Source organism: Streptomyces sp. NRRL S-37 (assembly GCF_000721605.1).
GTDB lineage: Bacteria > Actinomycetota > Actinomycetes > Streptomycetales > Streptomycetaceae > Streptomyces.
Map to the genome: position 1 here is coordinate 1 of NZ_JOIZ01000043.1, position 20,448 is coordinate 20,448.

Below are 20,448 nucleotides of genomic sequence, written 5' to 3' on the forward strand. Positions count from 1 at the left end.
GCCCCGTCCCCCACGGACACCACCGCACCCCGCACGGCCTCACACAGGACCACCTCCGCCCCTCCCGCCGGCCAAGGCCGTCCGGGCACCCCCACACCCCCGGAAAGCACCGCACGCGCCTCCTTCCCCGACGGAGGCCTGCCGTCCCCCACGGCTGCCGTCCCGCCCCGTATCCCCACCGGCAGGGCCGTCTCCGCTCCCTCCCCCGGCGGGCGCCGGCCGGCCGCCGCGGCTCTTCCGACCCGGCCCGCCGACAACCGTCCGCCCGGCCGCGCGGCCCGGCGGACCGTTTCACCGGCGCCGGCCGCACGGGGCACCCGGGAGGCGGCCGGTGCCCGCCCGCGCGTCACCGACCGGGCTCCCCTCCGCCCCGTCGTCCCCCAGCCGGGGCCCACCGACCGCTTCGCCGAGCTGCTGCTCGCCGTCCTCAGCGGGCAGCGCCCCGTGCACGCGATGCTGCGCCACACCGCCGGGCAGGCCTACGACGAGCTGATCCGGCTGGCCGAGCGCGGGCCACTGCGCACCCGGGGTCCCCGTCCCGTCGTCCGCGACATCGGCTGGTTCGAGCCCCGCGAGGGCGCCATCGAGGCGTTCGCCCGGATCGGGGCCGGGGACAGGCTGCGCGCCATGGCCTTCCGGCTGGAGCAGGGCCGGGACCTGCGCTGGCGCTGCACCGCCGTGGAGCTGGGCGGCCCCCGCCCGCACCACGCCGGAGCCGGCCGCCGCTGAGCGCGCACGCACAGGCCGAGGGCCGGGCACCCTGGGGTGCCCGGCCCTCGGCCTGCTCGCGGCCGCCCCGCGCAGCGGAGCAGCCCCGCTCACTTCTTGCGGCGACGGCCGCCCTTCGCCTGCTTGCGGCGCTCCGCGCGCGTGAGGCCGTCCGCCTCCGAGCGCACCGGCTCCTCGTCGGCGACGAGGTCGCCCTCGACGGTGCCGCCCTCGCCGTCCACGGTCGGCGCGGAGAAGTGCAGGCTCCGCCGCTGCGGGGCGTCGAGCCCCTTGGCCCGGATCTCGGGGCGCGGGCCCGCCTGCGCGGGCACCGCGTCCTGCTTCTCCAGGTCGGCCACCGGCTTGACGTCCTCGACCGGGACCTCCTCGACCTGCTGCTCGACCTGGACCTCCAGGTTGAACAGATAGCCGACGGACTCCTCCTTGATGCCGTCCATCATCGCGGAGAACATGTCGAAGCCCTCGCGCTGGTACTCGACCAGCGGGTCCTTCTGCGCCATCGCGCGCAGGCCGATGCCCTCCTGGAGGTAGTCCATCTCGTAGAGGTGCTCGCGCCACTTGCGGTCCAGGACCGACAGCACGACCCGGCGCTCCAGCTCACGCATGATCTCGGAGCCGAGCTGCGCCTCACGGGCCTCGTACTGCGCGCGGATGTCGTCCTTGATGGACTCGGAGATGAACTCGGCCGTGAGCCCGGCCCGGTCGCCCGCGGCCTCCTCGAGCTCCTCGATGGTGACGCTCACCGGGTACAGCTGCTTGAACGCGCCCCACAGCCGGTCCAGGTCCCAGTCCTCGGGGAAGCCCTCGGCGGTCTCCGCCTGGACGTAGGCGTCGATGGTGTCGTCCATGAAGTGCTGGATCTGCTCCTGCAGGTCCTCGCCCTCCAGCACGCGGCGGCGCTCGCCGTAGATGACCTCGCGCTGCCGGTTCATGACCTCGTCGTACTTCAGGACGTTCTTGCGCGTCTCGAAGTTCTGCGTCTCCACCTGCGACTGCGCGGACGCGATCGCGCGGGTGACCATCTTGTTCTCGATCGGCACGTCGTCCGGCACGTTCGCCATGGACATCACGCGCTCGACCATCTGCGCCTTGAACAGCCGCATCAGGTCGTCACCGAGCGACAGGTAGAAGCGGGACTCGCCCGGGTCACCCTGACGGCCGGAACGACCGCGCAGCTGGTTGTCGATGCGCCGCGACTCGTGCCGCTCGGTGCCGAGGACGTACAGGCCGCCGATCCTCTCGACCTCCTCCTTCTCGGCCTTGACCGCCGCCTCGGCCCGCTCGAGGGCCTCGGGCAGGGCGTGCGCCCACTCCTCGATGTGCTCCTCGGGGTCGAGACCGCGCTGCCGCAGCTCCGCCTCGGCGAGGTCCTCGGGGTTGCCGCCGAGCTTGATGTCCGTACCGCGGCCGGCCATGTTGGTGGCCACGGTGACACTGCCCTTGCGGCCGGCCTGGGCGACGATCGACGCCTCCCGCTCGTGGTGCTTGGCGTTCAGCACCTCGTGCTGGATGCCGCGCTTGCTGAGCTGCTGCGAGAGGTACTCGGACTTCTCCACCGAGGTCGTGCCGACGAGGATCGGCTGGCCCTTGCGGTGCTTCTCCTCGATGTCGTCGACGACCGCCTCGAACTTGGCGACCTCGGTGCGGTAGATCAGGTCCGACTGGTCCTTGCGGACCATCGGCCGGTTGGTCGGGATGGGCACCACGCCGAGCTTGTAGATCTGGTGGAACTCGGCGGCCTCGGTCATCGCCGTACCGGTCATGCCGGACAGGCCCGGCTGCTCCTTGCCGTCGTGGTCGTGGCGCTTGTAGAGGCGGAAGAAGTTCTGCAGCGTGATCGTGGCGAGCGTCTGGTTCTCGTCCTTGATCGGCACCGCTTCCTTCGCCTCGATGGCCTGGTGCATGCCCTCGTTGTAGCGGCGGCCGGCGAGGATACGGCCGGTGTGCTCGTCCACGATCATGACTTCGTCATCGATGATGACGTAGTCCTTGTCCTTCTTGAAGAGCTCCTTGGCCTTGATGGCGTTGTTCAGGTAGCCCACGAGCGGGGTGTTCACCGACTCGTACAGGTTGTCGATGCCCAGCCAGTCCTCGACCTTGGCGACACCGGACTCGTGGATGGCGACCGTGCGCTTCTTCTCGTCGACCTCGTAGTCGCCGGTCTCCTCGATGCCCTTGAGCGGGTTGCCGGGCTCGCCGCGCTTGAGGCGCTTGACCAGCTTGGCGAAGTCGCCGTACCACTTGGTGGCCTGGTCGGCCGGGCCGGAGATGATCAGCGGCGTACGGGCCTCGTCGATGAGGATGGAGTCGACCTCGTCGACGATGGCGAAGTTGTGCCCGCGCTGGACGAGCTCCTCCTTGGACCACGCCATGTTGTCGCGCAGGTAGTCGAAGCCGAACTCGTTGTTCGTGCCGTAGGTGATGTCGCAGGCGTACTGCTCGCGGCGCTGGGCCGGCGTCATGTTGGCGAGGATGCAGCCGACGCTCAGGCCGAGGAAGCGGTGGACGCGGCCCATCATCTCGGAGTCGCGCTCGGCCAGGTAGTCGTTGACCGTGATGATGTGGACGCCCTCACCGGACAGGGCGTTCAGGTACGCGGGCAGGGTGCCGACGAGGGTCTTGCCCTCACCGGTCTTCATCTCGGCCACGTAGCCCATGTGCAGGGCGGCACCGCCCATGATCTGGACGTCGTAGTGCCGCTGGCCCAGAACGCGCCGGGCGGCCTCGCGGACGGTGGCGAACGCCTCGGGGAGCAGGTCGTCCAGGCTCTCACCGTCGGCATACCGCTGCTTGTACTCATCGGTGAGGGCCCGCAGCTCGGCGTCGGAGAGGCCTTCGAAGTCCTCTTCGATGGAGTTGACCTGGTCCGCGATGCGGTGCAGCTTGCGCAGGATCTTGCCTTCGCCTGCACGCATGATCTTCGAGAGGACGGACACGGGGGTTGGTCTCCTTGCCGGTCGGGCCTGGGACGGTCGGTTTCCATTTCACTACTGAGCAACGGCCATCGTATGCGAGGACCCCGCCGCGCCGGGAGGCCTGCCGCGGGGGTGACCGCCGGCTGCTTCCCATTCGTCCCACGGCTGCCTCAAAAGGAGAACGTCCGGGCCCCTCGGATGGTGCCGCCCCGCACCGGCGAATCGCACGAAGGGCGGTCATCACCTCACGCGCCGCGAAAGGGATGGCGCGGTCCGCCCCCGCGCGAGCAGAATCGGCCGATGGAACCCGTCACGCTCACCACCGACCGCCTCCTGCTGCGCACGGTCGGCCCGCAGGACACCGACGCCGTGTACGCGATCTGCCAGGACCCGGACATCCAGCGCTGGACCACGATCCCCTCCCCGTACCTCCCGGAGCACGCGCGGGGTTTCACCGAGCAGATCGCTCCCGACGGGTGGGCGGGCGGTTCGATGTTCACCTTCGGCGTCTTCCTGCCCGCCGGGAAGCTCACGGGCATGCTCGGCATCACCATGCGCTCCCTGGGGACGGGCGAGGTCGGCTTCTGGTGCGCGAAGGAGCACCGCGGCAACGGCTACATCACCGAGGCCGTCCTCGCCGCCTCCCGCTGGGCCTTCACCCGGATGTCGGTCGACCGCGTGGAGTGGCGCGCGGAGGTGGGCAACACCGCCTCCCGCGCGGTGGCGGAGCGCGCGGGCTTCACCATCGAGGGCGTCCTGCGTTCCTCGATCAACAACAAGGGAGTGCTGCGGGACGGCTGGGTGGGCTCCCTGCTCCCGTCCGACCTGGGACTTCCCTCCACGGCGCCCTACGTTCCCGGGCAGGGGTGAGCCCCGGGCCCACCACCGTTGTCAGTACCGCCCTCTATCGTGCGGACGTATGACGACCCTTCCGCGTCCGACCACGGAACTGACGGCAGACGAGGCCCGCCGCATCGCCCTGCGGGCCCAGGGATTCCTCGGCGCCCCGGACCGCCGCTCGGGTGTCCGGGGCGTCCTCCGCCATCTGGGCGCGGTGCAGCTCGACACCATCTCCGTCCTCGCCCGCTCCCACGAGCTCATCCCGTACGCCCGTCTGGGCGCCGTGGGACGCCGGACCGTGGAGGAGGCGTACTGGAAGCAGGCGAACCGGCCACCGCACGCGTTCGAGTACTGGTCGCACGCCGCGTGCGTCCTCCCCATCGAGGAGTGGCCGCACTTCGCCTTCCGCCGCCGCGCCTACCGCGCCCGCCCGCACTGGGGCCACGAGCTCCCCGACGGCGTGTACGACCAGGTGATCAAGCAGCTCCGCGTGGAGGGCCCCCTGACGGCCACGGAACTGGGCGGCGCCAAGCGCACCAGCGAGTGGTGGGACTGGTCCGGCACCAAGGTCGCCGTCGAGCGCGCCCTGATGTACGGCGAGGTGGTGTGCGTCGAGCGCCGCGGCTGGAAGCGGGTCTACGACCTCGCCGAGCGGGCGGTCCCCGCGGAGCTGCTGCACGACGAGCTGGACGACGCCGAGTGCCTGCGCCGCCTGGTCCGCCTGGCCGGCCGGTCCCTCGGCGTGGGCACGCGCGCGGACATCGCCGACTACCACCGCCTCAAGGGAGAGCAGGTCGACGCGGTGATCGACGGCTCGGGCCTGGTCCCGGTCACGGTGGAGGGCTGGTCCAAGCCCGCCTGGGCCGATCCGGCGGCCCTGGCGACGCCGCCGCGCGGCCGACACCGTACGACGCTGCTGTCCCCGTTCGACTCCCTGGTCTGGGAACGGGCGCGCACGGAGCGGATCTTCGGCTTCACCCACCGTCTGGAGGCCTACGTGCCCAAGCCCAAGCGGGTGCACGGCTACTTCGCGATGCCCGTCCTCGCGGGCGGCCGGCTCGTCGGCCGGGTCGACCCGGCCCGTGAGGGCCGCACGCTGGTGGCCAAGCAGGTCACGCTGGACGGCCGCAGGGCGGTCCCCGCCGTGGCCCAGGCCCTGGTGGAGGCCGCGGGCTGGGTGGACTGCACGGACGTGCGCGTGGAGCGGGTCGACGCACCGGAGCTGCGCGAGGCCCTCACCCTGGAGCTCGCCCGGGCCCTGGCCTGACGCGGGGCGCCGTCACCGGATCTCGAGGATCTTCTCCCGCATCGCGTAGACCACCGCCTCCATCCTGGAGTGCAGCTGGAGCTTCTCCAGGATGTTGCGCACGTGGTTCTTCACGGTGTTCTCGGAGATGAACAGTTCCTTGGCGATGTCACGGTTGTTCATTCCCGTGGCCACCAGCTTGAGGACTTCGAGTTCACGGTCCGTCAGCCGGGGCGCGGGCACCAGCCGGCGCTCGTCGGTGCGCTGGATCATCGACTTGAACTCGGTGAGCAGTTTCGACGCCATGGACGGGCTGATCTGCGACTGGCCGTCGGCCACCGCGCGAATGGCGGTGGCCACCTCGTCCGTGGAGATCTCCTTGAGGAGATAACCGGTCGCGCCCGCCTTGATGGCGTCGTAGAGATCGGCTTCCTCGTCGCTGATCGTCAGCATGATGATCTTCGCGCTGGGGGCGACCTCCTTGATGGAGGTGCACGCCTCGATCCCGCCCCGCTTGGGCATCCGCACGTCCATCAGGACGATGTCGGGCAGCAGGTCGGCCGCCTTCTCCACCGCCTCGGCGCCGTCCCCCGCCTCGCCGACGACCTGGATGTCCTCCTCGGCCTTGAGCACGATCTCCAGTCCGCGGCGGAACAGCGCGTGGTCGTCCACCACAAGGACTCTGATCGGCTCCTTGCGTGGTGTGCCCGCGTCCGGGCCCATGCCGACGACGCCGTCGTCGGCGTCCTCGTCACGCATCGGTCCGAAGCTGTCCGCCATCGTTCCTCCCCCTGAAGGCTGTGGCCTGTGGTCCTGACCATCGCCAACCCAAGGCAACGGCCCACCGATTGGGCCGTTGTCACCATGATTCCATGCCCCGCCGACACCGGGGTGCCGGTGTGTGCGCCCAGTGGTCGCACGCCGGTGCCCCTGGGGGCGCACACGCGCACCAGGGGCACCGGCTCGGCCGTCACGCGGCGGGTCAGCCGCCGAGCGTCCCGCCCGCCTCGGGGGACTGCGTCTGGGTGACCATCGTGTCCGTGCTGAGGTGGATCACGCCGTAGTCGTAGGCGTGCCGCCGGTAGACGACGCTGGGTTCCTTGGTCTCGGAGTCGATGAACAGATAGAAGTCGTGCCCGACCAGCTCCATCTCGTAGAGAGCCTGGTCGAGCGTCATGGGCGCCGCCACGTGGGTCTTCTCGCGGACGATCAGGGGCCCGTCACCCTGGATCTCCAGGGAGCCGATCTTCTTGGTGGGGACGGCCTCCGGCTCCTCCGCAGCGGAGCCCGCGCCGGCCCCGTTGAGTGTCGCCGCGCCCGGGACGTGGTCGGGGACCTCGGCGGCCGAGATCCTGCGCGCACCGCGCCGCGAGAATCGCTTGTCGTGCTGCTTGCGCAGCCGGGCGTCCAGCTTCTCCGCTGCCAGGTCGAGCGCCGCGTACGGATCGCTCGCCGCTGCCTCCGCCCGGATCACCGGACCGCGGGAGCGGAGCGTGATCTCCACCCGGTCACTGCGGTCGGCCTGTCGCGGGTTGGGCTCCTTGGACACCTCGACGTCGAGGCTGATCACCTTGCCATCGAGCTTCTGGATCTTCTCCAGGTTCAGCTTCTCGGCCACGTGCTTCCGGAACCGCTCGGGCACCTCGGTCTTGCGGCCCTTGACGACGATGTCCACGCAGAACTCCGTTCCCGGATCACTCCGCCTCGGTGCGGAGCGTCTCCCTTTTGCACCAGGTTCCGGTGACGTCCGGAACCTCGGACTCGGTGACGTCCACCTCCTCCCCCATGGGCGAGATATCCACTCCACCGGCACGGGTGAAGACGGAAAACCCGCAGCACGGCAATCGGATTCGAGAGGTGTGGCCTGCGGCTTTCCCTCACAACCGAACATATCTCGCCCGGACGGATGTCGTCACCCTCTACCGCGCCATACCTCCATTCTCGTGAATTAACCCTCTCATTACCTGTAACGACGCTCGTTCTCAGTCAGTTCCGGTTTATTTCGAAAGCGTCCGGAGACGCCGCGACGACGGCCGCGCACATCCCGTCGGCGCCGCCCGCGCCCGCCGTGACCGGCGGCCGGCCCGGCCGCCGACCCGCCCACTGTGGAACTGGCCCGCTCCGCTGTTCCCCTCTCCTTTCCCGTGTCTCACCCCAGTACACGGGCGCGGGCCCCGGAATACTCGATTCGGCGGCCCGATCCGGTGATTCGGCCCACGACCGCGCCCGTACGGCGCGCGCCGCCTCGGCCAGCGACGCCCCGGTCGTCATCAGGTCGTCGACCAGGACGACCCGGCCCGCCGAAAGCAGCCGGCCGCACCCGGGCGCCACCGTCAGCGCGCCCGCGAGATTGGCCAGTCGCTGCCGGGAGCCGAGCCCCGACTGGTCGGCCACGTCCCGTCGGTGCCGCAGCGCGGGAAGCACTCGTGCGGGTACCCCTGTCCGCCGCAGCTCACCCGCCGCCGCGTACGCGATCCGCCGGGAGGGATCGTGCCCGCGTGCCCGCACCGCCCGCCGCGCGGAGGGCACGGGGACGAGCAGCACCGGACCGCCGCCCGCGCACGGCGCACGGACCGCCGCCAGTCCCGCCCGCACCGCTCCCGCCAGCGCCTCGCCGAGCGGTCCGGAGAGGGACAGGACGCCCCGCTCCTTGTGGGCCAGCAGGGTGGCGCGCACCTCGTCCGCGTACCGGGCCGCCGCGTGCACCGACGGCAGCCCGGCCGGCTCGGGCACCGGCCGCACCCGGCACGGCACGGCCCCGCTCAGCGCCGTACGGCACCGGGCGCAGAGCACCGTACGAGGTCTGCCGCAGCCGCCGCACTCGGCCGGGAGCACCAGGTCGGTGAGGTCCCGCCACCAGTCCCGCATGGGACCACTGTGCCAACGGCCGGCGCACCCGGCCACCCCTGTGGACAACCCGGGGGACGGGCCCGGCCGGCCCGGCTCACCCCGGATAGACCGGCGCGGTCCCCTCCGTCACCTTCTGCCACTGCGCCCCCGAGGGCAGCCGTACGATCCCGTCCACCGAGTACGCCATCAGCGGCGCCTGTTCGTCCTCGGAGGCGGTGACGGCCTTGACGCCGGTCAGGGCGGCGGGCGGCGGCACGTCCGGCGTGGAGCCGTCGACCTCGACGTACTTCATCTGCTCCACGCCTCCCTCCTCGCGTCCGACCACCACGAGCCGGCTGTCCCCGGCCCAGGACATGGCCGTGACATGCTCCAGTTCGGGTGTCGCGGAGCGCGGGTCCAGCACGGTGACCACCGGCCGCTCGTCCGTCCCACCGCTCCGGTCGATCCGCCCGACCACCAGGGAACGGCGGTCGCCCTTCTCCACGACGAGCGCGATCCGCACCCCGTCGGCGGCCACCCGGACCGCCCGCACACGGCCGTCCAGCTCCGGCGTCCGCACCTCGACCGGCTCGCCCGCGCCCTTCTCCAGGAAGTACAGCCGCGGGTCGGCGGGGTCGCTGTCGGCCACCCACAGGCCGCCCCGCGCGTCCCAGCTGGGCGTGGTCAGCCTGTTCTCCTCGGTCTTGCCCGTGCTGCGCAGCACGGGCTCCTCGAGGGGACTCCCCGACACCAGCGAGGCGACGAACAGCGAGCTGCCGTCGAAGCTGACCCCGGCCGCGGTCCGTTCGTCCCGGGCGACCGCCACCGACCGCAGCGCCTTCTCGCCCTCGCCCAGCCCACCGGGCACCGGCGCGGGCTGGGTGTCACCGCTGCCCGCGGTGATCCGCACGAGCCGGTGCTCGTCGTCGACGAAGTACAGGTGGTCGGGCGTGTCCAGCGCGCCCCGGGTGGCGACGAGTTCGGCCCCGCTCCGGGCGAGCGAGCACAGCTGCCCGCCGCCGGCCCGCAGCTCGACCTCGTCCACCGCGGGGCTGAGCGTGCGCAGCGTGAACAGCAGCTGGGCCGCCATCTCCTCGCACCGGCCGGTGTCGACCTCGGCCGCCTTGTCGTTGAGCGGCACGGTCAGCCTGCCCCGGTCGTCCGGGGTCAGCGGGCCGGTGCCCTTCCGCAACGCCGTCCCCGCGGGGAAGGCGGTCCTGACGGCGGGGTCCAGCCAGGTCGTGGGCCCCTCGACGAGGGAGCGCACCATCTGGGTCGTGGGGTCCACGTGACTGCGCACGTAGACGGGGTCGGCGACCGTCATCGGCACCGGTCCCGCGCTGTCCGAGGCGTAGTAGTACTTGTTGACGGACATGTAGTTGCGCTGGAAGTCCGACTTGCCCATGACGACGCCCTGCGGCACCGCGTCGATGCGCCACTGCTCGCTCTTGGCGTCCCTGGTGAGATGCACCAGCTCGTCGTAGGGCCCGGAGGCGGGCGCGTACGACTGCTGCGCGTCCACCGTGGCCACCTTGGTTCCGGTCAGCGTGTAGGACAGGGAACCGGTGTCCTGCCGGTCGGGGCTGTCGGCCTGGGCGCCCGGCCCGTCCGACAGCACGGTGGTGGACAGCTCCGGCTTCCAGGTCTTCGCCGCCTCACGGGTCAGATACTGGCGCGCGGTCCTGTAGTCGGGGTCGTCACTGGTCAGCGCCTCCAGGAAGCCCTGCACGATCTGCGTGGGGGTGGCGTCCTCGCTGGGCGGCATGGCGAACACCCGCACCTGTGCGTCCTGCCGCGGCGTCGACTCGACGCCGCGCAGATCCCCGCTGTCGGGCATCGAGGCGCACCCGGCCAGCAGAACGGCCCCACTGGCGACGTACGCCACCGTCCGCGCCGGCACCCCCCGGCCGCGCTCACCGCCGCCCACGCGAAGCCTCCCCGTCCCTGTCCGCATCCCGCGCCACCCTCCGACCGTCCTCGTCACCGGCCGCCCCGGCCCCGCGCTCCGGCTCCCGGCCGTGACCACCGTCCGCGCCCGGCCCCGGGCCGTCGCCGCTCGCGGCGGAAGCCTCCACGCCCCCGTCGCGTCCGCCGTCCGGCCGTCCTCCGGAACCGCCGCCGGTCTCCGGGAATCCGTCGCCGCCGTCCGCGGCCGTGCTCCGCGCCTCCGGTGCCGTCCGTGTGCCGCCCGTCCGTGCCGGTGGGGCGGGCCGGGACACCACGCGTGCGCCGTTGCCGGGCAGCGCGGTGGGGTCGGCCGTCGGGGCGGCGGTCGCCGGCCGCAGCGCGAACGGATCCCGCGCCGGCCCGTCGGTGGCCGCCTGCCGCGCCGACACCGTCGCGTGCTTCCCGCCGTCCCCGTCGCCGCGCGGCGGACCGGCGTCGTCCGGCCCGCGGTTGCGCCGCGAGTCCTTGGGCTCCAGCGGTATCGGCGACCCCCTCAGCGGCTCGTCCGCGGTCCTGGGCAGCGTCAGCCGGAACTGCGAGCCGCCACCCGGTTCGCCCCACGCCTGGAGCCAGCCGCCGTGCAGCCGCGCGTCCTCCAGGGCGATGGACAGCCCCAGCCCCGTACCGCCGGTGGTACGCGCGCGTGCCGGGTCTGCCCGCCAGAAGCGGCTGAAGACCCGGGTCGCCTCACCGGGCTTGAGCCCGACGCCGTAATCGCGCACGGCCACCGCCACCGCCCCGCCGGCCGCGGCGAGTTTGACGACGACGTCCTTGCCCTCGCCGTGCTCCACCGCGTTGACGACCAGGTTGCGCAGCACGCGCTCCACGCGCCGCGCGTCGGCCTCGGCGACGACGGGCTGCTGGTCGCCGACGGTCCTGATCCGCGTGCCCTTGCGCTCGGCGAGCGGCTCCGCCCCGCTGACCACCCGCCGTACGACCTCGCGCAGGTCGATCGGCTCCGCCTCCAGCGCCGCCGCGCCCGCGTCGAACCGGCTGATCTCCAGCAGGTCCGCGAGCAGCGACTCGAACCGGTCGATCTGGTCGGCGAGCAGTTCCGCCGACCGCGCGGTCACCGGGTCGAAGTCCTCACGCGCCTCGTGGATGACGTCCGCGGCCATCCGCACCGTCGTCAGCGGCGTCCGCAGCTCGTGCGACACGTCCGACACGAACCGGCGCTGCATCCGCGACAGGTCCTCGAGCTGGTTGATCTTCAGCTGGAGGTTCTGCGCCATCTTGTTGAACGCCTCGCCGAGCCGCGCGATGTCGTCCTCGCCGGTGACCTTCATCCGTTCCTGCAGCCGCCCGGCGGAGAGCCGCTCGGCGATCCCGGCCGCCATCCGCACCGGCGTGACGACCTGGCGCACCACGAGCCAGGCGATCGCGCCGAGGAGTACGACGACGAACAGCCCGGCGGTCGCCAGGGTGCCCTTGACCAGGCTCAGCGACTTCTCCTCCTGGGTGAGCGGGAAGAGGTAGTACAGCTGGTACGGGTCGCCGTTGGGGTCGTTGACCTGCTTGCCTATGACCAGGCCGGGCTGGGAGGGCTTGTTGGTGCCGTAGACGATGCGTGTGTAGCTCTGGGCCGCCGACGCGCTGGTGTCGATCCTCTCCCGCAGCGCCGCCGGCACACTCGCCGTCGGGTTGACCTCACCGGAGGCGCGCGGTCCGCGCCCGCTGCCGCTCTCGTCGCCCGCGGGCAGGGTCACCACGTCGAAGGCGCCCTGGCCACCGCTGGAGAGCGACTCCACGAGGTCGCTCATCCACTGGATGACGCTCTGCGAGGAACCGCCGTCCGCCGCCGCGCCGTCGTCGCCCGTGACGCTCACGTCCTCCTCGGCCTGCTGTTTGGCCACCGCGAACCCGCCGGTGGCCTGGCTCTGCGACGCCTTGACCTTGGCGTCCAGCAGACCGTTGCGCACCTGGCCGATGACGACGAAGCCCAGCAGCAGCACCACGCCCAGCGACATCAGCAGCGTGGTGACGACGACCTTGAGCTGGATGTTGCGCCGCCACAGCCGCATGACGGGCAGCAGCGGCCGGCGCACCCAGCGCACGAACAGCCGGATCACGGGGCTGCCCTGGACCCCGCCCTGCAGCAGCCCGCCGTCGAGCAGCCGCCCCCAGCGGGAGCCCGGAGCCTTCCGGCCGACAGGCCGCCCCGGACGGCCCCCGGACCGGCCGGACGCCGAAGCGGCACTGTCACCGGACATGTCAGCTCGGTCCTGCCTTGTACCCGACACCACGGACGGTCACCACGATCTCCGGCTTCTCCGGGTCCTTCTCGACCTTGGAGCGCAGCCGCTGCACATGCACGTTCACCAGCCGGGTGTCCGCCGCGTGGCGGTAGCCCCAGACCTGCTCGAGGAGCACCTCGCGCGTGAACACCTGCCACGGCTTGCGGGCGAGCGCGACCAGCAGGTCGAACTCCAGCGGCGTCAGCGCGATCGACTGCCCGTCCCGCTTCACGGAGTGCCCGGCCACGTCGATCACCAGGTCACCGATGGCGAGCTGCTCCGGCGTCGGCTCCTCCGACCTGCGCAGCCGCGCCCGGATACGGGCCACCAGCTCCTTCGGCTTGAACGGCTTCACGATGTAGTCGTCGGCCCCGGACTCCAGGCCCACCACCACGTCGACGGTGTCGCTCTTCGCCGTGAGCATCACGATCGGCACCCCGGACTCCGCCCTGATCAGGCGGCACACCTCGATGCCGTCCCGGCCGGGCAGCATCAGGTCCAGGAGCACCAGATCGGGCTTGGCCTCACGGAAAGCGGCCAGCGCCTTGTCGCCGTCGGCTACGAAAGACGGCTCAAAACCTTCACCGCGCAACACGATGCCGAGCATCTCGGCCAGTGCGCTGTCGTCGTCGACGACAAGGACTCGTCCCTTCATAAACGACATCATCCCATTAGCTCATCGTGACCTGGCGTGACCTGGCACACAGCGTGGCCAGAGCCCCGGCCGTCACGGGCGAAACGGCACCTTCCTCGGTGACGATCGCCGTCACCAGTTCCGGCGGCGTCACATCGAACGCCGGGTTGTACGCCTGGGTCCCCAGGGGCGCCACCGGAATCCCCCCTCCTGCCTCCGTTCCGGCCACCGGCACCTGCGGTGCCGTGACCTCGGTCACCTCATGACCGGGACGCTGCTCCACCTCGATGGACGCCCCGTCCGGCGTCCGGGGATCCACCGTCGTCACCGGTGCCACCACGATGAACGGCACATGGTGGTACCGCGCGAGCACCGCGAGCGGATAGCTCCCCACCTTGTTCGCCACCGAGCCGTCGGCCGCGATGCGGTCCGCGCCGACGAGCACCGCGTCCACCTCACCCGCCGCGAACAGCGATCCCGCCGCGTTGTCGGTGAGCAGGGTGTACGCCATGCCGCTGCGGGCCGCCTCGTACGCCGTCAGGCGAGCACCTTGCAGCAACGGACGCGTTTCGTCCACCCACAGGCGCCGGAGCCGCCCCACCCGGTGCGCCGCCAGCGCCACCGCGAACGCCGTCCCCTCGCCGCCCGACACCAGTGAACCGGTGTTGCAGTGCGTGAGGATCCGGTGCCCGCCGCCGGGCAGCAGCTCGTCGAGGAGCGCCAGCCCGTGCTCGGCCATCCGGGCGCTGGCCTCGGCGTCCTCCCGGTGCAGCTGCCGTGCCGCGGCCAGCGCGGCCCCGGCCGCCTCCCGGGCGTCCCCGCCGCGGGCGAGGACGGCCTGGTGGGCGGAGTGCGCCCGGCGTACGCCGACGGCGAGGTTCACCGCGGTGGGCCGGGCGCTCTCCAGCGCCGCCGCCGCGTCGTCCACGTCATAGCCCCGTACGGCGGCGAGCGCGACACCGTAGGCTCCCGCGACACCCAGCAGGGGAGCACCGCGCACGGCAAGCGAGCGGATCGCCTCCACCAGCGCCGGCGCATCCGTACAGACGAGTTCGACCTCCTCGGCAGGCAGCCTCGTCTGGTCGAGCAGGACCAGGACGGGACCTTCGGGCGGCTCCTCCCAGCGCAGCACCGGGATCTCGGTCGGCCGTTTGTTGTCGCCGCTGTGTGCGTACTGATCAGCCATGCGGCCAGTCTGCCCCCTGTCGCGCGGACAATTGAAGGTACGCAGCCCTCACCTCGGCAGGTCGGTTGATGAGCACCCCATGGCACGATGGCAGCCAAGCCGCCGCCGCGACCGCGGACGGGCACCGTGAAGGAGCGACGATGAACGACACTCCGGGCTGGGCCTCGCCCGGATCCGCCCCGTCCGAAGGGCAGGGACCGGGCGCGTCCGGCCCTGCCGAGCCCGCCGACCAGCCTCAACGGCCGGACCAGGCCCCGCGGGACCCGGGCGTGAAGTGGTCGAAGGAACAGCCACCGCCCGGCCAGTGGTCCGCACCCACCGGCCGGCCCGGACCCACGGATCCCGGCCGGACGACCCCGCCTCCGCCGCCGCCCCGCCAGGGCTGGGGCACCCCGCCCCCCGGCGGACCCGGAGGTCACGGCGGTTACGGAGGCGGCCACGGAGGCCCAGGCGGGTACGGCGGCTGGGGAGGCAACTGGGGCGGCGGCTGGGGCGGCCCCCCGCCCGCGGCCAAGCCCGGCGTCATCCCGCTCCGCCCGCTCGGCGTGGGCGAGATCCTCGACGGCGCCGTCTCCACCATGCGCACCCACTGGCGCACGGTCCTCGGCATCTCGCTGACCGTCGCCGTCCTCACCGAGATCGTCGTCGTGCTGCTCCAGGGCCTCGTCCTGGACAACTCCAGCACCGCGGTCCTCGACGACCCCAGCGCCACCCTCGGCGAACTGACCGACGCCATGGGCGACGCCCTGCTCAACTCCGGCGTGGTCTTCCTGGTCACCCTGGTCGGCACCGTCGCCGCCACCGCCCTGCTCACGACCGTCACCAGCCGCGCGGTGCTCGGCAGACCGGTCACCACCGGTGAGGCCTGGCGCGACGCGCGCCCCCAGATCGTCAAGCTGTTCGGCCTGATCTGCCTGCTGCTGCTCATCACCGCCGTCATCATGGCCGTCGGCGCGCTGCCCGGCTTCCTCGTCACCCTCGCCGCGGACAGCGGAGCGGGCATCGCCCTCACCGTCCTGGGCCTGGTCGGCGCCGTCGTCGTCACCCTGTGGCTCATGGTCCGCCTGTCGCTGGCCTCGCCCGCGCTGATGCTGGAGAAACAGGGCATAGCGAAGGCGATGAGCCGCTCCGCCAAACTGGTGCGCGGCTCCTGGTGGCGGATCTTCGGCATCCAGCTGCTCGCCACGATCATCGCGAACGTCGTCGCGTCGATCATCGTCATCCCCTTCGCCTTCCTCGCCGCGGCCGTCGGCGGCGACGGCGTCTCCGGCTTCCTCAACAGCGCCGGCGGCGACATCGGCTGGACGTTCCTCATCATCAGCGGCATCGGCTCGGTCATCGGCGCCATGATCACGTTCCCGATCACGGCCGGCGTCACCGTCCTCCTCTACGTCGACCAGCGCATCCGCCGCGAGGCCCTCGACCTCGAACTGGCCCGCTCCGCCGGCGTCCAGGGCCACGGCCCCACCCCGGGGAGCTGATGGCGTGACCGCCACGGGGGGAGTTCTCACATCCGTACAGGCGCTGCCCACGGCCGCCGACACCGCCGTACGCCTGCTGCTGCGCGGTGACGACGAGCCGCCCGTCACCCTCCCGCGCGACCCCGCGCGGGAGGCGGCCCGGCGTGAACTGTCCAAACGCATGTACCACGAGAACGACCCCAGCTGGTTCCAGCGGGCCCTCGACGCCTTCTGGGAGTGGATCGGCAAGCTGTTCGACGCCGCCTCCACCGCGACACCCGGCGGCACCCTCGGCCTGGTCGTCGTCATCGCGGCCGTGGTCGCCGTCCTGGGCGCCCTGTGGTGGCGCCTGGGCACCCCGCGCCGCGAACCCACCTCGGCCCCCGCCCTGTTCGACGACCGCCCCCGCAGCGCCGCCGAACACCGCGCGGCCGCCGAGGCACACGCCGCCCAGGGCCACTGGAACCAGGCCGTGCAGGAACGCATGCGGGCCGTCGTCCGCGCCCTGGAGGAACGCGCCCTGCTCGACCTCCGCCCCGGCCGCACCGCCGACGAGGCCGCCGCGGAGGCCGGCCGCGCCCTGCCCGCCCACACCGACCGGCTGCACACCGCCGCACGCGCCTTCGACGACGTCACATACGGCGGCCGGGCCGCCACGGAACAGTCGTACCGCCGGCTCGCCGAACTCGACCACGACCTGGAACGCGCCACACCACAGCTCACCACCAGCGGCGGCGGCAGCATCCGCGGCACGGACACCGACACCCGCCAGGGAGCCGCCGGATGACGACCGAGGTCACGCTCCCGCCCACCTCGGCCTCGCCCACCGCCCGCCAGGTGTGGACCCGCGCGCGGGGCATCGCCCTGGCACTGGTGCTGCTGGCCGCGGCGGCCGTCGCCATCGCCGTCATCCGCTCCGACGCCCGGCACGGCGAACTCGACCCGCGCTCCGCCGACCCCTACGGCAGCCGCGCCGTCGCCGAACTCCTCGCCGACCGCGGGGTGGACACGCGCGTGGTCACCACCCTCGACGAGGCGACCGCCGCGACCGGCCCCGACACGACCCTCCTGGTCGCCGTCCCCGATCTCCTGACCGGACCTCAGCAGTCCCGGCTGCACTCCGCCACCACCGGCTCCGGCGGCCGCACCGTCCTGGTCGCCGCCGGCAGCGCCTCCGTGGAACGACTCGCCCCCGGCGTCACCGCCGACCCGGCCACCAGCTTCGGCTCCACCCTCTCCCCCGGCTGCGACCTGCCCGCCGCCCGCCGCGCGGGCACCGCCGACCTGGGCGGCATCCGCTACACCACCATCCACCTCACCGCCGACGAGTGCTACCCCAGTGAGCGCCTCGCCACCCTGCTGCGCATCCCGGCCCCCTCCGGCGACGGCGACACCGTTCTCCTCGGCGCGCCCGACATCCTCCTCAACGACCGCCTCGACGAGCACGGCAACGCCTCGCTCGCCCTGCAGCTCCTCGGCTCCCGCCCCCATCTGGTCTGGTACCTCCCCTCGCTCGCCGACGCCTCTGCCGCCTCCGAAGAGGGCGAGCGCGGCTTCTTCGACCTGCTCCCCTCCGGCTGGCTGTGGGGCACTCTGCAACTCTTCATCGCGGCAGCACTGGCCGCCCTCTGGCGGGCACGCCGGCTCGGCCCCCTGGTGCCCGAGAAACTCCCCGTGGCGATCCGCGCCTCCGAAACCGTCGAAGGCCGCGCCCGCCTCTACCGCAAGGCGAACGCCCGCGACCGCGCGGCCACCGCTCTCCGCTCCACCACCCGCACGCGCCTCGCCCCCCTCGTCGGCATCCCCGTCTCCCAGGCGCACGCGCCCGAGGCCCTGCTCCCCGCGCTGTCCGCCCACCTCCGGGGCGACGGACAGTCCCTGCACACCCTCCTCTTCGGCCCGCCCCCAGGCGACGACGCAGCACTCATCCAGCTCGCCGACCACCTCGACGCCCTCGAAAGAGAGGTACGCCGTCCATGATGGACCCGACCACTGACAACGCCGCGCACACCGGGGACCCGGCCGCCGCCCGGGCCTCCCTGGAGGCCCTGCGTGCCGAGATCGCCAAGGCCGTGGTCGGCCAGGACCCCGCGGTGACCGGCCTCGTCGTCGCCCTGCTCTGCCGCGGCCACGTCCTCCTCGAAGGCGTCCCCGGCGTCGCCAAGACCCTCCTCGTCCGCGCCTTGGCCGCCGCCCTCGAACTCGACACCAAGCGCGTCCAGTTCACCCCCGACCTGATGCCGAGCGACGTCACCGGCTCCCTGGTCTACGACGCCCGCACCGCCGAGTTCTCCTTCCAGCCCGGCCCGGTCTTCACCAACCTCCTCCTCGCGGACGAGATCAACCGCACGCCCCCGAAGACCCAGTCCTCCCTCCTGGAGGCCATGGAGGAACGCCAGGTCACGGTCGACGGCACCCCCCGCCTCCTCCCCGACCCCTTCCTGGTCGCCGCGACCCAGAACCCGGTCGAGTACGAGGGCACCTACCCCCTCCCCGAAGCCCAGCTGGACCGCTTCCTCCTCAAACTGACCGTCCCCCTGCCCTCCCGCCAGGACGAGATCGACGTCCTCACCCGCCACGCCCAGGGCTTCGACCCACGCGACCTGCGCGCCGCCGGCGTACGCCCCGTCGCGAACGCCGCCGACCTGGAAGCCGCCCGCCGCGCGGTCGCCGAGACGACGGTCTCCCCCGAGATCACCGCCTACGTCGTGGACATCTGCCGCGCCACCCGCGAGTCGCCGTCCCTCACCCTCGGCGTCTCCCCGCGCGGGGCCACCGCGCTCCTGTCCACCGCCCGCGCGTGGGCCTGGCTGACCGGCCGCGACTACGTCATCCCCGACGACGTGAAGGCCCTCGCCCTGCCCACGCTCCGTCACCGCGTCCAGCTCCGCCCGGAGGCCGAGATGGAAGGCGTCACGACCGACTCGGTCATCAACGCGATCCTCGCCCACGTCCCCGTCCCCCGCTGATGGCCCTCACCGGACGCGCCGCCCTGCTCGCGGCCCTCGGCTCCCTCCCCGTCGGCATCTGGGAACCCGGCTGGACGGGCATCCTCGCCGTCAACGCCCCGCTGGCGGTGGCCTGCGCCTGCGACTTCGCCCTGGCCGCCCCCGTACGCCGCCTCGGCCTGACCCGCTCCGGCGACACCTCGGTACGCCTGGGCGACACCGCCGACGTCACCCTGACGATCACCAACTCGTCCGGCCGCCCGCTGCGCGCCCGCGTCCGCGACGCCTGGCCCCCCAGCAGCTGGCAGCCCGGTACGGAGACGGCGGCCTCCCGCCACCGCCTGACGATCCCCCCGGGTGAACGCCGGCGCGTCACGACCCGCCTGCGCCCCACCCGCCGCGGCGACCGCCGGGCCGACCGTGTCACCGTCCGCTCCTACGGCCCCCTCGGTCTCTTCGCCCGCCAGGGCGCCCACGAGGTCCCGTGGACGGTACGCGCCCTTCCGCCCTTCACCAGCCGCAAGCACCTGCCGTCCAAACTGGCCCGGCTGCGTGAACTGGACGGCCGCACGAGCGTGCTGACCCGAGGTGAGGGAACGGAGTTCGACAGCCTGCGCGAGTACGTTCCCGGTGACGACACCCGCTCCATCGACTGGCGTGCCACCGCCCGCCAGTCCGCGGTCGCGGTACGCACCTGGCGTCCCGAACGTGACCGGCACATCCTGCTGGTCCTCGACACCGGCCGCACCTCCGCGGGCCGTGTCGGCGACGCTCCCCGTCTGGACGCCTCCATGGACGCGGCCCTGCTCCTCGGGGCCCTCGCCTCCCGCGCCGGCGACCGTGTGGACCTTCTGGCCTACGACCGTCGCCTGCGCGCCCTCGTCCAGGGCCGCACGGCGGGTGACGTTCTCCCGTCCCTCGTCAACGCCATGGCCACACTCGAACCCGAGCTCGTCGAGACCGACGCCCGGGGACTGACGGCGGCGGCACTCCGTACGGCCCCCCGCCGGTCGCTGATCGTGCTGCTCACCACGCTCGACGCCGCCCCCATCGAGGAGGGCCTGCTGCCCGTCCTGGCCCGGCTGACCCAGCGCCACACGGTTCTCCTCGCCTCGGTGGCGGACCCGCACATCGCCAGGATGGCCCAGGCGCGTGGAAACACCGCCGCAGTGTACGAGGCAGCGGCGGCGGCCCAGGCTCACACGGAGCGTGTCCGCACCGCGGAACAACTCCGCCGCCATGGCGTCACGGTCGTGGACGCGACCCCGGAGGAACTGGCGCCGGCACTCGCGGACGCGTATCTGGCTTTGAAGGCGGCTGGGCGTCTGTAATTCACGGGGCAGCGAACCGGGGTCTCAAAGACCCCGTCAGCTTCGCCAGCCCTGAAACGCAGAAAACCCCCGTGCCGAAGGGCACGGGGGTTTTCTCACTATTTGTTCGGCGGCGTCCTACTCTCCCACAGGGTCCCCCCTGCAGTACC

At 72.5% G+C, this 20,448-nt stretch carries 16 protein-coding genes; 8 read left to right on the forward strand and 8 right to left on the reverse strand.

What is annotated here, in order from left to right:
* Positions 1–729, forward strand: a 729-nt coding sequence (locus tag IH50_RS42990; protein WP_420709170.1) for an Rv3235 family protein, incomplete at its 5' end; no start/stop codon positions are given.
* Positions 730–818: 89 nt separating this feature from the next.
* Here IH50_RS42990 and secA read toward each other — a convergent pair.
* The gene (gene secA / locus IH50_RS0135940) at positions 819–3,665 is read right to left on the reverse strand and encodes a preprotein translocase subunit SecA (protein ID WP_030872430.1); all 2,847 of its coding nucleotides are present in this window, start codon (positions 3,663–3,665) and stop codon (positions 819–821) included.
* 279 nt (positions 3,666–3,944) lie between these two features.
* On the opposite strand from secA, the gene IH50_RS0135945 reads away from it, so the two are divergent.
* Together IH50_RS0135945 and IH50_RS0135950 are read left to right on the forward strand one after the other, a co-directional pair.
* Complete coding sequence (locus IH50_RS0135945; protein WP_030872433.1) at positions 3,945–4,514, forward strand: GNAT family N-acetyltransferase; 570 nt, start codon at positions 3,945–3,947, stop codon at positions 4,512–4,514.
* 49 nt (positions 4,515–4,563) lie between these two features.
* Positions 4,564–5,751 (forward strand): winged helix-turn-helix domain-containing protein, encoded by a 1,188-nt coding sequence (locus IH50_RS0135950; protein WP_030872436.1) that lies wholly within the window; start codon positions 4,564–4,566, stop codon positions 5,749–5,751.
* A 12-nt stretch (positions 5,752–5,763) separates the two neighbouring features.
* Here IH50_RS0135950 and IH50_RS0135955 read toward each other — a convergent pair whose 3' ends face one another.
* From IH50_RS0135955 to mtnA, 7 genes are all read right to left on the reverse strand, one after another.
* Positions 5,764–6,510 (reverse strand): response regulator, encoded by a 747-nt coding sequence (locus IH50_RS0135955; protein ID WP_030872439.1) that lies wholly within the window; start codon positions 6,508–6,510, stop codon positions 5,764–5,766.
* 202 nt (positions 6,511–6,712) lie between these two features.
* The gene (hpf, locus tag IH50_RS0135960) at positions 6,713–7,405 is read right to left on the reverse strand and encodes a ribosome hibernation-promoting factor, HPF/YfiA family (protein WP_030872441.1); all 693 of its coding nucleotides are present in this window, start codon (positions 7,403–7,405) and stop codon (positions 6,713–6,715) included.
* Positions 7,406–7,716: 311 nt separating this feature from the next.
* Entirely contained in the window at positions 7,717–8,598 is an 882-nt protein-coding gene (locus IH50_RS0135970) for a ComF family protein (protein ID WP_030872443.1), read from the reverse strand.
* Positions 8,599–8,674: 76 nt separating this feature from the next.
* A complete protein-coding gene (locus IH50_RS0135975) occupies positions 8,675–10,513 on the reverse strand; it encodes an LpqB family beta-propeller domain-containing protein (RefSeq protein WP_030872445.1) in 1,839 nt (612 codons plus the stop codon).
* The gene (gene mtrB / locus IH50_RS0135980) at positions 10,473–12,716 is read right to left on the reverse strand and encodes an MtrAB system histidine kinase MtrB (protein ID WP_030872447.1); all 2,244 of its coding nucleotides are present in this window, start codon (positions 12,714–12,716) and stop codon (positions 10,473–10,475) included. Before mtrB ends, IH50_RS0135975 begins: the two co-directional genes overlap by 41 nt.
* A gap of 1 nt (position 12,717) precedes the next feature.
* Positions 12,718–13,407, reverse strand: a complete 690-nt coding sequence (mtrA, locus tag IH50_RS0135985; protein WP_199822190.1) for a two-component system response regulator MtrA — start codon at positions 13,405–13,407, stop codon at positions 12,718–12,720.
* A gap of 4 nt (positions 13,408–13,411) precedes the next feature.
* Positions 13,412–14,560, reverse strand: coding sequence for an S-methyl-5-thioribose-1-phosphate isomerase (gene mtnA, locus IH50_RS0135990; RefSeq protein WP_030872457.1), 1,149 nt, complete (start codon positions 14,558–14,560; stop codon positions 13,412–13,414).
* Between the two features lie 140 nt (positions 14,561–14,700).
* On the opposite strand from mtnA, the gene IH50_RS0135995 reads away from it, so the two are divergent.
* Genes IH50_RS0135995 through IH50_RS0136015 form a run of 5 tightly spaced genes read left to right on the forward strand, consistent with a single transcriptional unit; the run spans position 14,701 to position 20,299 of the window.
* Positions 14,701–16,041 (forward strand): glycerophosphoryl diester phosphodiesterase membrane domain-containing protein, encoded by a 1,341-nt coding sequence (locus tag IH50_RS0135995; protein ID WP_030872460.1) that lies wholly within the window; start codon positions 14,701–14,703, stop codon positions 16,039–16,041.
* A 4-nt stretch (positions 16,042–16,045) separates the two neighbouring features.
* Positions 16,046–16,807: a DUF4129 domain-containing protein gene (locus IH50_RS0136000; RefSeq protein WP_030872465.1), complete on the forward strand. Its 762-nt coding sequence runs from the start codon at positions 16,046–16,048 to the stop codon at positions 16,805–16,807.
* The gene (locus IH50_RS0136005) at positions 16,804–18,000 is read left to right on the forward strand and encodes a DUF4350 domain-containing protein (protein WP_030872466.1); all 1,197 of its coding nucleotides are present in this window, start codon (positions 16,804–16,806) and stop codon (positions 17,998–18,000) included. Before IH50_RS0136000 ends, IH50_RS0136005 begins: the two co-directional genes overlap by 4 nt.
* The gene (locus tag IH50_RS0136010; RefSeq protein ID WP_107062230.1) at positions 18,000–18,989 is read left to right on the forward strand and encodes an AAA family ATPase; all 990 of its coding nucleotides are present in this window, start codon (positions 18,000–18,002) and stop codon (positions 18,987–18,989) included. The genes IH50_RS0136005 and IH50_RS0136010 overlap by 1 nt, the downstream gene beginning before the upstream one ends.
* Entirely contained in the window at positions 18,989–20,299 is a 1,311-nt protein-coding gene (locus IH50_RS0136015) for a DUF58 domain-containing protein (RefSeq protein WP_030872471.1), read from the forward strand. The genes IH50_RS0136010 and IH50_RS0136015 overlap by 1 nt, the downstream gene beginning before the upstream one ends.
* The last annotated feature ends 149 nt before the right edge of the window (positions 20,300–20,448 follow it).

Coding starts and splice junctions, on each gene's coding strand:
- IH50_RS0136010 (WP_107062230.1), top strand. CDS start 18,000: ATGGACCCGACCACTGACAACGCCGCGCACACCGGGGACCCGGCCGCC.
- IH50_RS0135975 (WP_030872445.1), bottom strand. CDS start 10,513: ATGCGGACAGGGACGGGGAGGCTTCGCGTGGGCGGCGGTGAGCGCGGC.
- IH50_RS0135955 (WP_030872439.1), bottom strand. CDS start 6,510: ATGGCGGACAGCTTCGGACCGATGCGTGACGAGGACGCCGACGACGGC.
- IH50_RS0135950 (WP_030872436.1), top strand. CDS start 4,564: ATGACGACCCTTCCGCGTCCGACCACGGAACTGACGGCAGACGAGGCC.
- IH50_RS0135995 (WP_030872460.1), top strand. CDS start 14,701: ATGAACGACACTCCGGGCTGGGCCTCGCCCGGATCCGCCCCGTCCGAA.
- IH50_RS0135945 (WP_030872433.1), top strand. CDS start 3,945: ATGGAACCCGTCACGCTCACCACCGACCGCCTCCTGCTGCGCACGGTC.
- mtrB (WP_030872447.1), bottom strand. CDS start 12,716: ATGTCCGGTGACAGTGCCGCTTCGGCGTCCGGCCGGTCCGGGGGCCGT.
- IH50_RS0136005 (WP_030872466.1), top strand. CDS start 16,804: ATGACGACCGAGGTCACGCTCCCGCCCACCTCGGCCTCGCCCACCGCC.
- mtnA (WP_030872457.1), bottom strand. CDS start 14,560: ATGGCTGATCAGTACGCACACAGCGGCGACAACAAACGGCCGACCGAG.
- IH50_RS0135970 (WP_030872443.1), bottom strand. CDS start 8,598: ATGCGGGACTGGTGGCGGGACCTCACCGACCTGGTGCTCCCGGCCGAG.
- IH50_RS0136015 (WP_030872471.1), top strand. CDS start 18,989: ATGGCCCTCACCGGACGCGCCGCCCTGCTCGCGGCCCTCGGCTCCCTC.
- mtrA (WP_199822190.1), bottom strand. CDS start 13,407: ATGATGTCGTTTATGAAGGGACGAGTCCTTGTCGTCGACGACGACAGC.